We start from the raw sequence: 9,439 nt of genomic DNA on the forward strand, positions 1-9,439 counted from the left end.
ATCGAATCCCCGGATCAGGCCGAGGCTTCCGCCTCGGCGACCTTGCGATTCACCTCGGTGCGCTCGTAGCACTCGATCTGGTCGCCCGGCTTGACGTCGTTGTAGTTCTTCACGCCGATGCCGCATTCGGTACCGGCCTCGACCTTGCGGACATCATCCTTGTGCCGGCGCAGCGACTCCAGTTCGCCCTCGTAGATCACCACGTTGTCGCGCAGCACGCGAATCGGCAGTCCGCGGGAGACGGTGCCGTCGACCACCAGACAGCCGGCGATGGCACCGAGCTTGGAGGAACGGAACACGTCTTTGACCTCGGCAAGCCCCACGATCTCCTCGCGCAGCTCGGTGCCGAGCAGCCCGCTAACCGCATCGGTGACGTCCTGGATGGCCTCGTAGATGACACTGTAGTAGCGCACGTCCACGCCGTTTTCCTGGATCGCCTTGCGGGCCTTGGCGTCGGCACGCACATTGAAGCCGATCACGATGGCGTTGGACGCCGCGGCCAGTTCGATGTCGGACTCGCTCAGCCCGCCCACGGCGCTGGCGACGATACGGATTCGCACCTCCTCGGCCGGAATCTTTCGGAAGGACTCGGTCAGGGCCTCCAGACTGCCCTGCACGTCGCCCTTGACCAGCAGATTCAGATCCTTGGCCTCGCCACTGCCGTCCTCGCCGATCTGGGAGAAAACTTCCTCCAGACGCGCCGCCTGCTGCTGCGCCAGCTTGTTCTCGCGCATGCGCTCGTCACGCTGATCGGCGATCTCGCGGGCGCGGCGCTCGTTGGCCACCACCAGGGTCTCGTCACCGGCCTCGGGGGTGCCGGACAGGCCCAGCACCTCCACCGGGATCGACGCGCCGGCCTCTTTGACCTGTTCGCCGGCCTCGTTGAACAGCGCCCGCACACGCCCGTGGTGCGAACCGGCCAGCAGGTAGTCGCCACGCTTGAGCACGCCGGCCTTGATCAGCACGGTAGCGACCGGCCCACGCCCCTTCTCGAGGCTGGACTCGATCACCACGCCGCGGGCCGGTACGTCGTCCGGCGCGGTCAGTTCGAGGATCTCGGCCTGTAGCAGCAGGGCGTCCAGCAGATCGTCGATGCCCTCGCCGGTCATCGAGGAGACCGGCACCACCTGGACGTCGCCACCCCAGTCCTCGGGGATCACGTCCTCGGCGGCCAGGCCGCTCTTCACGCGATCGATGTCAGCGTTTTCCACGTCGCACTTGGTCACCGCCACCACGATCGGCACCCCCGCGGCGCGGGCGTGCTGGATGGATTCCTTGGTCTGGGGCATGACGCTGTCGTCGGCCGCCACTACCAGAACGGCGATGTCGGTGATTTCCGCGCCGCGAGCCCGCATGCGGGTGAAGGCGGCATGGCCCGGTGTATCGATGAAGGTCAGCAGACCCTTGTCGTGGGCCACGTGATAGGCACCGATGTGCTGGGTAATACCGCCGGCTTCACCGGCCGCCACCTTGGTACGCCGGATGTAGTCGAGCAGCGAGGTCTTGCCGTGGTCGACATGGCCCATCACGGTGACCACCGGCGCGCGCGGCTTGCCTTTGGTACCGGATTCCTCGGCGCGGAGTTCCTCGAGCAGTTCCTCCTCGGCGCTGGCATCGCTGACCGTCTTGGGGGTGTGGCCCATTTCCTCGACCAGCAGCACCGCGGTGTCCTGGTCGATCATCTGGTTGATAGTGGCCATCACGCCGAGCTTCATCATCTGCTTGATCAGCTCATTGGCCTTGACCGCCATGCGCTGGGCGAGATCCCCGACGGTGATGGTCTCGGGAATCTCCACTTCCCGGATAACCGGGGCGGTGGGTCGCTCGAAACCGTGTTCGGTGGCCATCTGGACGCGCCCCGGACGACTGCGGGATTTCTTCTTGCGCCGCCCCTGCTTGCCCTCAGCAACATGCAGTTCCTTGCGTTTGCCGCGTTCGCGCTCGCGCTCGGCGTCCTGCTCGGTACGGCCATGACTTGCCGCGGCCCGTCGCAGGTTCTCCTGCGCCCGGCTACGGGCATGATCAACCATGCGCTCGGCGCGGGTCGGCTGCCGCTTGGCCGGCTCGTCGGATTCCGCCGGCGCGGCTGCCGGTGCCTGGTCCGGCGTATCCGGCTCGGCCTTGTCGGCTTCCTCGGCCTGCTGCTTCTCCGCTTCGGCGGCCGCTTCGGCCTCGATCCGGGCGGCTTCTTCGGCCTCGGCCTTGCGGGCTTCGGCTTCCGCCTCGGCGTCGCGCCGGGCCTGCTCGGCTTCCGCCTCGGCCTGCTCGGCCGCGCGCTGCGCTTCGGCGGCTTCCTCCGCCTCCTTCCTGGCGGCCTCTTCCGATTCCTGGGCGCGGTTGACGTAGGTGCGACGCTTGCGCACCTCCACGCTCACCGTCTTGCCCGGGGCGCCGCGGCTGCCGGAGAGCTTCAGTTCCGAGGTGGAACGACGCCGCAGCGAAATCCGCCGCGAGGAGGCGCTTTCGCCGCCCGTCTTGACGCTGCTCCCCCCTTCGCGCAGATGGCGCAACAGCTTGAGCTTGTCCTCGTCGCTGATGCCGTCATCTTCGCTTTTCGCGTCGACGCCGGCAGCTTCAAGGCGCGCAAGCAGGCGGTCGACCGGAATACCGACCTCGTCCGCTAGCTGTTTGACCTTCGTCTGCGCCATCGTCTGTCTCCGTTAACTGGATACGACCATTGGGTGAGTCACGGCTGCCGTCCGGCGGCTGCTACTCGACCTGGGCCTGCTCGTCTGCGAACCAGTGGGCGCGCGCAGCCATGATCAGCTCACCCGCGCGCTTGTCATCGAGCTCTACGAGTTCGATCAGATCCTCGACGCCCTGCTCGGCGAGGTCCTCCCGCGTTACCACCCCGTTGGCGGCAAGCTGCTCCGCCAGTTCGTCGTCCATGCCATCGAGATGGCGCAGATCTTCGGCGGGTTCGGCCGCGGGATCGCCCTCGGCCGAGGCAATCGCCCGGGTCAGCAGCACATCGCGCGCCCGGTTGCGGAGTTCCTCGACCACGTCCTCGTCGAATTCCTCGATCGACAGCAGCTCGGCCGGCGGCACGTAGGCGATCTCGTCGATCGTGGTGAAACCTTCCTGTGCCAGGATGGCCGCCACTTCATCGTCGACATCCAGCTGCTCCCGGAACAGGGTCTGCAGCTGTTCGCCCTCGGCCTCGCTCTTGGCGTCGGCCTCCTCGATGGTCATCACGTTGAGTTCCCAGCCGGTAAGCTCGGAAGCCAGGCGGATGTTCTGGCCGCCGCGACCGATGGCCTGGGCCAGCTTGTCCTCGCCCACGGCGATGTCCATGGTATTCGTGTCTTCATCCATGACGATGGATTCGACATCGGCCGGGGCCATGGCGTTGATCACGAACTGAGCCGGGTTCTCGTCCCACAGCACGATATCGATGCGCTCGCCGGCCAGCTCGTTCGACACGCTCTGTACCCGCGAGCCGCGCATGCCCACGCAGGCGCCGACCGGATCGATGCGTCGGTCCTTGGCCTGCACCGCGATCTTGGCCCGCAGACCCGGATCCCGGGCGCCGCCGCGCAGTTCTATTAGCCCCTGGCCGATCTCCGGCACTTCCAGCTTGAACAGCTCGATCAGGAATTCCGGGCGCGTCCGGGTCACGAACAGCTGCGGCCCGCGGGGCTCCGGGCGCACGTCGTAGAGGTAACCGCGCACCCGATCACCCGGGCGCATGGGTTCGCGCGGAATCACCTCCTCGCGCAGGATGATGGCCTCGGCATTGCCGCCCAGGTCCAGAATCACCGCACCGCGCTCCATGCGCTTGACCAGACCGGTGATCAGCTCGCCCACGCGGTCGGAATAGGCCTCGACCACCTGGGCCCGCTCGGCTTCGCGCACCTTCTGCACGATCACCTGCTTGGCCGCCTGCGCCGCGATACGCCCGAACTCGACCGACTCCATCGGTTCCTCGATGAACTCGCCGGGCTGCATGTCGGGGTGCTTCTCGCGCGCCTCGGCCAGGCTGATCTGGTGATCCGGGGCCTCAACGACGAAGGGCTCGCCCTCTTCGTCCACCGCCTCCTCGTCGATTACTTCCCAGCGACGGTAGGTATCGTAAACGCCGGTTTCCCGGTCTACCGACACCCGCACGGCGATGTCGCCGCCATGTTTCTTGCGGGTCGCCGATGCCAGCGCGGCCTCGATGGCCTCGAAGATGATTTCCTTGCTGACGCCCTTCTCGTTGGAGACCGCCTCGGCAACCAGCAACACGTTCTTGTTCATGCCCGCCATGACCTTACCTCTGAAACCGGCCTGCGCCGGTCTAGTCGAATACAGGAACCAGCCGCGCCTTGGCCACCGAATCCCGCGGCACTTCGAACAACTCGCCGTCGCACTCGATCCGCAGGCGATCGTCGACGACGCCATGGTTGATGCCGGTGAACCGCTTGCGCCCGTCGATCGCCGCGTACAGATTCACCCGGATGGTCTCGCCCTGGAATCGCGCGAAATGGGCGTCGGTCACCAGCGGCCGATCCATGCCCGGGGACGACACCTCCAGCCGGTAACCACCCGGCAGCGGGTCGTTCACGTCCAGCGCCGCACTTACTTCGTGGCTGACTGCTTCGCAGTCTTCCAGCGCGATACCGTCCGGGCTGTCTATATAGATACGTAGCAGCCGATCGTCTCCGGCCCCTGTCGTTTCGAGATGCCAGAGCTCGTATCCCAGCGCCTCCACCACCGGCGCCAGCAGATTGTCCAGACGCTGCGCCACAGGCTAGTCCGTTTGATGGCCGAATAAATCGACCGGCAACAAAAAAGCCCCTCACCGGGGGCTCCCTATCCAACACCAGTAAAGGTTGGTAGCGGGGGCAGGATTCGAACCTGCGACCTTCGGGTTATGAGCCCGACGAGCTGCCAGACTGCTCCACCCCGCAACCGGTGAGCGCGAATTATAAACATCGGCTGTGCCTGGCGCAACAGCCTGTGAAAAATAAATGACGAAATAAGTAGTTAGCGGTCGCATCTACGCGTGCTTCGAACCACGCAGGAACGCGCCGGAGCATGGCGGTCATCTCACGCCACGCCCGACATGGCGTTTCGGTGCCCAAATGGTGCCCGCACGGTGCCCAGTTCCGCAGGCATTGCTCAATCTGCCGCCTGCAAACGACCGTCGGTGTCCTGAGGATCCCATGACGACAGGCATTACCAAAGTCACTCCGGGACATGCTCCATGACGTCTGTGACTGCACACCCGAAGTAACTGCACAGCCGATCGATGTTTTCCGTACCGGTGTTATAGCCGCGCTCGTTGGCAATTTTCGAGAGCGTCGCTCGATGAATGCCAGTCCCCTTGGAAATTTCCGCCAGGGTTATGACACGACCCTCCTGGAATTCTCGTTCCGCGACGAGCTCCTTAAGCCGAAACCTGATCATTCTCCGCCTCCCATGTCGCGTTTAATTGACATTTAGGGTTGACACGCGACTTTTAATGACTAGAATGGACATCATAAGTCGCGTTTGCGCGACATTTAATGATCATTCATGACGGATGGAGACTAGCATGAGCAACACGTATTTAACGACGCAGGAACTGGCTGACCGAATCAAGTACACGCCACGCACGATTCGCGAGCGCCTGCTGGACTCGGTACTAATTGAGAGCCGGCATTATTTCCGGCCATTCAACGGCCGGAAGATCCTGTTCATATGGGAAGCCATCGAATCCGACATGAACGACAGTGATGGCGCCGCGTATCGTGCGGCGATCCCGATGGCAAACGGGAGCGCTTGTCATGGGTAGTGTTAGGGAGAAGCGCGGTCGCCTGTTCTTTGACTTCCGGTATCGCGGCGTTCGATGTCGCGAGCAAACTGCCCTGACCGACACTGCCAGTAATCGCAAGAAGCTGGAAAAGCTCATCGACAAGATCGAAGCCGAGATCACCCTGGGCACCTTTGACTACGCGCGCTATTTCCCGGGCAGCAAGAATGCGAGCCGGTTTGTCAGGCCTGTCGCCGCCAGTGGCACCAAGGCTGTCCAGGACACGCCGCTATATAGAGAGTTCGCAGAGACCTGGTTTACCGAGAATCGGCCCGCATGGCGGAATTCGCATTGCGCCACCATTCGCTCCACGCTTGATCGGCATCTGATTCCTGCGTTCGGCGAGCAGCCGGTGGGCGAGATCACCAAGGCCGGAATCCTGGCGTTCCGGGCGCGGCTGGTGGAAGTGCCGGGCCGCTCGGGCAATCCGGGGCTATCAGCCAAGACGGTCAACCGCATCATCCAGATCCATGGTCAGATCCTTGGCGAGGCGGGCGAGCGCTACGACTTCACCAATCCGGTGGATCGCATCAAGCGGCTCAAGCAGCAGCGGGTGGATATTCACCCCTTCTCCATGGCCGAGGTCCGGTCCCTGATCGATACGGTGCGGCCCGATTATCGGCCGTATCTGATCGTGCGGTTCTTCACCGGTCTGCGCACCGGCGAGCTACACGGCTTGCAGTGGCGCTACGTGGACTTCGAGCGGCGCCAGATTCTGGTGCGTCGAAACCTGGTGCGCGGCCGGCTGGAAACCACCAAGACGGATGGGTCCCAGCGCGAGGTCGACCTCAGTCAGCCGGTATTGGAGGCATTACAGGTACAGCACGAGGCCACCGCCGGCCTGTCGGACTTCGTGTTCTGCAATGCCGCCGGGGCGCCGCTGGATCTGGATAACGTCAACAACCGGGTCTGGTTCCCCCTACTTCGGTATCTGGGCCTGGCGCGGCGCCGGCCGTACCAGACCCGGCATACGGCAGCCACGCTCTGGCTGGGGGCGGGCGAGAACCCGGAGTGGGTGGCCCGACAGCTCGGCCACAGCGATACCACCATGCTGTTCAAGACCTACTCGCGATTCGTGCCGAATCTGACAAGGCGCGATGGCTCGGCCATGGAGCGGCTGCTGGCCGGTCAGATCACCTCTCACAGGGACGCGCACTCAGGCGTTGGCGCAGTCCCTGCATCCAATAACGCAACAACGCCCCATTAATAAGAAAAAGGAGGCTGTCATGACAGCACTCGACAAGGCGCCTACGCGTCTCAATAGCATCGTCCAGGGGCAGTATCTGCTGACCGACGTGACCCAGCGCCAAACATCCGGCGGCAAGTGGTTCGCCACGGCGACCCTGGAGGACAGCACGGGTTCGATCGACGCCTACGTCTGGCCGGAATCCGGCCTGCTGGGGGATCTCCCGGTCCATCGGCCCGTTCCCGTCCAGGCGGCGCTGTATGTCCGCCGATTCGCCGGCCGCGTGATCGGCGATCTGCGGGCCCTGCATACCATCAGTGAGCCGGAGATCAGGAATGCAGCCCGGCTGCTGCCGCGGTCGCTGTGTCCCGAGGCGGCCGTTGCCGCGCTCGAAGCGCTCGAGACCATGGTGGGCAAGCTGGACCCCGAGCCGCTGCGCCGATTCATGAATAAGGTGCTACTCGATACCCGTATCAGCCCAGCGATCCTGACCTGCCGGGGGAGTCTGGGGCATCACCACGCCACCCGAGGCGGTCTGCTGAGCCATAGCATGCATGTGGTGGCGCTGTGTGATCGGCTGACGGAGGGAGCGCTGACGCCAGTGGAGCGTGATCTGATCAAGGTCGTCGCGCTACTGCATGACATCGGCAAAATCCGGACCGTGGGTGACACCAACACCCGGCCCGTGCACTACAAGCTGGTCGACCACGGGATGCAGACCAGTCGTCTGCTGGATAGACACCTGGAGTGGCTGCGCCCGCGAGCGCCGGATCTCGCTGCCGCCTTGAACTACATGCTCAGTTACATCGCGCAGCCAAGCGCCGTGCGCGGCCGGGCCCGTTACATAGGGGCGGACATCGTCATTTATGGGGACCGGATTAGTGCCGGTCTGGCCAATGGCCGGCGTCTGTCGTCCCTACTGGGCGAGACGTTGCCCAGGAAACAGCTCGCCGCGCTACCTGTACTGGCGCATCAGACGCTGGTAAGCGAGCAGCACGCGCTGCCGCATTGACCCCACCGGCGGCCCGCCGCCACAACGCGTTGCCATGCATGGCTCGGCGGCGAGCCGGGCCATGCGGGGCAACTGCGTATCCGACGACGCCGATTCCGCGCAATAACAACAACAAACCGGAGAAGCGCCATGAATCAATACGAGCGCCTGATGATGATCGCACTGGGCTTTGTCATTCTCTATGCGGCGATGCTTTTTCTTAGCACCGGCTGATGCCGCTACAGATTTCTCCCATCCCATCGACTGCGCCGAATCAGAGCATTGGGTTCGCTCGCGTGCATGGTGCGCGTCGCCCCTACCGGATTTTCCGAAGGAATCCGGTATCCGAGCTGTTCGGCAGCAGTTCTGTCGGCGACGTGACCAGCCCTATATGAGGCGCTGGAATCAGCGCTGACTAGTGCGGTCTTCGGTGCACACAGAGGCGTGTCCGAAGCCATGACACGAGGTAGCAAGCGGCATCCGGTTCGGTGCCCCAAAACTCGATGAGGTGATCGAAATGAAACAGCCTATTGAACAGTTGCCGGAAGAGGTTGAGCAGGAATTCCTCCGGGCTCATGAGGGCGAATATTTTCTATGGGACTACGTCCATGACCTGGATGGTCATATAGTGCTTGCTCTCGCTCTGAAAACTGTTACCGGCATGTGCGTCCTTGAGGGATTTTATTTTGAGCATAGCGAGGACGCGTCTGAAGAAATTTTTCGACTGAACCGTCGCCTCGGCCTTTCTGATGACGAAATCGTCGAGAGAATAGAATTCATTGTCGATCGGGAAATGCCGGGAGGAGAGGCGATGAGTTAGCAACGCCTGACCATTTTCGCCGTATGAGTAGCTAGACGCCGGTTCTACCGCGTGACGATTGCCCCGTGCCTAGCGCGCAAATGCGCGCTTGACGACAAACAATGACCGATATCGATCATTCGAGCGGGATATCAGTCCGCAAGCGCTGTCGAAACCCGGAATCCCGAAAGATTGTCTCGCCGTCGCGAATCTCAATTTGCCCTCGATTCCGATAGCTGCCATCCCGCACCCGCCGCGTGCCGCCGGCATCAGGCGCACTGATCTCGCCCACGGGCTGGTAATTGGAATCGCGCACGGTATAGCTGCCGTCATCCCGCCGGTCGAGGCGATACTTCACGCGGTACTGATTGTCGCGGATGATGTAGTCGTCGCCCCGCTGCTGGATATCACCCTGCCGCTGGTAGCTACTGTCACGGATAGTCCCGGTATCGCGGTCGCCGTACTGGAATTCCGATAGGGTCCGCATGCGGGGTTCACCGGTCGCAACGCAGCCGCTTACGAGCACGCCGGCGACGAGCAATGACAGGAGCTGCAATGCGGGTTCTTTCAATCGGTTGATCTGGCTCATGGCATCCGCTCCCGAGACGTCGAGACTAGCCGCTTGGCAATTTTCGCGTCAGGCTGCCCGGTAGACACCGCTCACCCTGAGACGTTTGCTGGGCGCTG

General features: G+C 63.3%; 9 protein-coding genes and 1 tRNA gene. 4 read left to right on the forward strand and 6 right to left on the reverse strand.

What is annotated here, in order from left to right; translation table 11 throughout:
* Nucleotides 1–14: 14 nt before the first annotated feature.
* The 5 genes from infB to RM532_RS15950 all read right to left on the reverse strand — a co-directional run bounded on the left by infB (nt 15) and on the right by RM532_RS15950 (nt 5,391).
* A complete protein-coding gene (gene infB, locus RM532_RS10985) occupies nt 15–2,648 on the reverse strand; it encodes a translation initiation factor IF-2 (RefSeq protein WP_311653376.1) in 2,634 nt (877 codons plus the stop codon).
* Nucleotides 2,649–2,709: 61 nt separating this feature from the next.
* Nucleotides 2,710–4,239, reverse strand: a complete 1,530-nt coding sequence (nusA, locus tag RM532_RS10990; RefSeq protein WP_311653377.1) for a transcription termination factor NusA — start codon at nt 4,237–4,239, stop codon at nt 2,710–2,712.
* 40 nt (nt 4,240–4,279) lie between these two features.
* Nucleotides 4,280–4,729, reverse strand: coding sequence for a ribosome maturation factor RimP (rimP, locus tag RM532_RS10995; RefSeq protein WP_311653378.1), 450 nt, complete (start codon nt 4,727–4,729; stop codon nt 4,280–4,282).
* An 86-nt stretch (nt 4,730–4,815) separates the two neighbouring features.
* Nucleotides 4,816–4,892, reverse strand: a tRNA-Met gene (locus tag RM532_RS11000).
* 277 nt (nt 4,893–5,169) lie between these two features.
* Nucleotides 5,170–5,391, reverse strand: a complete 222-nt coding sequence (locus RM532_RS15950; RefSeq protein WP_349255307.1) for a helix-turn-helix domain-containing protein — start codon at nt 5,389–5,391, stop codon at nt 5,170–5,172.
* A 127-nt stretch (nt 5,392–5,518) separates the two neighbouring features.
* Between RM532_RS15950 and RM532_RS11005 the strand changes: the two genes are divergently transcribed.
* From RM532_RS11005 to RM532_RS11020, 4 genes are all read left to right on the forward strand, one after another.
* Nucleotides 5,519–5,758 (forward strand): hypothetical protein, encoded by a 240-nt coding sequence (locus tag RM532_RS11005; protein WP_311653379.1) that lies wholly within the window; start codon nt 5,519–5,521, stop codon nt 5,756–5,758.
* A complete protein-coding gene (locus tag RM532_RS11010; RefSeq protein ID WP_311653380.1) occupies nt 5,751–6,983 on the forward strand; it encodes an Arm DNA-binding domain-containing protein in 1,233 nt (410 codons plus the stop codon). Before RM532_RS11005 ends, RM532_RS11010 begins: the two co-directional genes overlap by 8 nt.
* A 19-nt stretch (nt 6,984–7,002) precedes the next feature.
* The gene (locus RM532_RS11015; protein WP_311653381.1) at nt 7,003–7,974 is read left to right on the forward strand and encodes an HD domain-containing protein; all 972 of its coding nucleotides are present in this window, start codon (nt 7,003–7,005) and stop codon (nt 7,972–7,974) included.
* A gap of 496 nt (nt 7,975–8,470) precedes the next feature.
* Nucleotides 8,471–8,773 carry a hypothetical protein gene (locus tag RM532_RS11020; protein ID WP_311653382.1) on the forward strand — a complete coding sequence of 101 codons (303 nt, stop codon included), beginning with the start codon at nt 8,471–8,473 and terminating at the stop codon, nt 8,771–8,773.
* A 115-nt stretch (nt 8,774–8,888) separates the two neighbouring features.
* Here RM532_RS11020 and RM532_RS11025 read toward each other — a convergent pair whose 3' ends face one another.
* A complete protein-coding gene (locus RM532_RS11025) occupies nt 8,889–9,341 on the reverse strand; it encodes a hypothetical protein (RefSeq protein ID WP_311653383.1) in 453 nt (150 codons plus the stop codon).
* Nucleotides 9,342–9,439 lie beyond the last annotated feature (98 nt).

This window comes from Spectribacter hydrogenoxidans, assembly GCF_031846275.1.
Taxonomy (GTDB): Bacteria; Pseudomonadota; Gammaproteobacteria; order Nevskiales; family Salinisphaeraceae; genus Spectribacter; species Spectribacter hydrogenoxidans.

Bases quoted from the DNA above. Each gene is read 5' to 3' on its own strand.
- RM532_RS11005 (WP_311653379.1), top strand. From the start codon at position 5,519: ATGAGCAACACGTATTTAACGACGCAGGAACTGGCTGACCGAATCAAG.
- RM532_RS15950 (WP_349255307.1), bottom strand. From the start codon at position 5,391: ATGATCAGGTTTCGGCTTAAGGAGCTCGTCGCGGAACGAGAATTCCAG.
- RM532_RS11020 (WP_311653382.1), top strand. From the start codon at position 8,471: ATGAAACAGCCTATTGAACAGTTGCCGGAAGAGGTTGAGCAGGAATTC.
- RM532_RS11025 (WP_311653383.1), bottom strand. From the start codon at position 9,341: ATGAGCCAGATCAACCGATTGAAAGAACCCGCATTGCAGCTCCTGTCA.
- RM532_RS11015 (WP_311653381.1), top strand. From the start codon at position 7,003: ATGACAGCACTCGACAAGGCGCCTACGCGTCTCAATAGCATCGTCCAG.
- nusA (WP_311653377.1), bottom strand. From the start codon at position 4,239: ATGAACAAGAACGTGTTGCTGGTTGCCGAGGCGGTCTCCAACGAGAAG.
- RM532_RS11010 (WP_311653380.1), top strand. From the start codon at position 5,751: ATGGGTAGTGTTAGGGAGAAGCGCGGTCGCCTGTTCTTTGACTTCCGG.
- infB (WP_311653376.1), bottom strand. From the start codon at position 2,648: ATGGCGCAGACGAAGGTCAAACAGCTAGCGGACGAGGTCGGTATTCCG.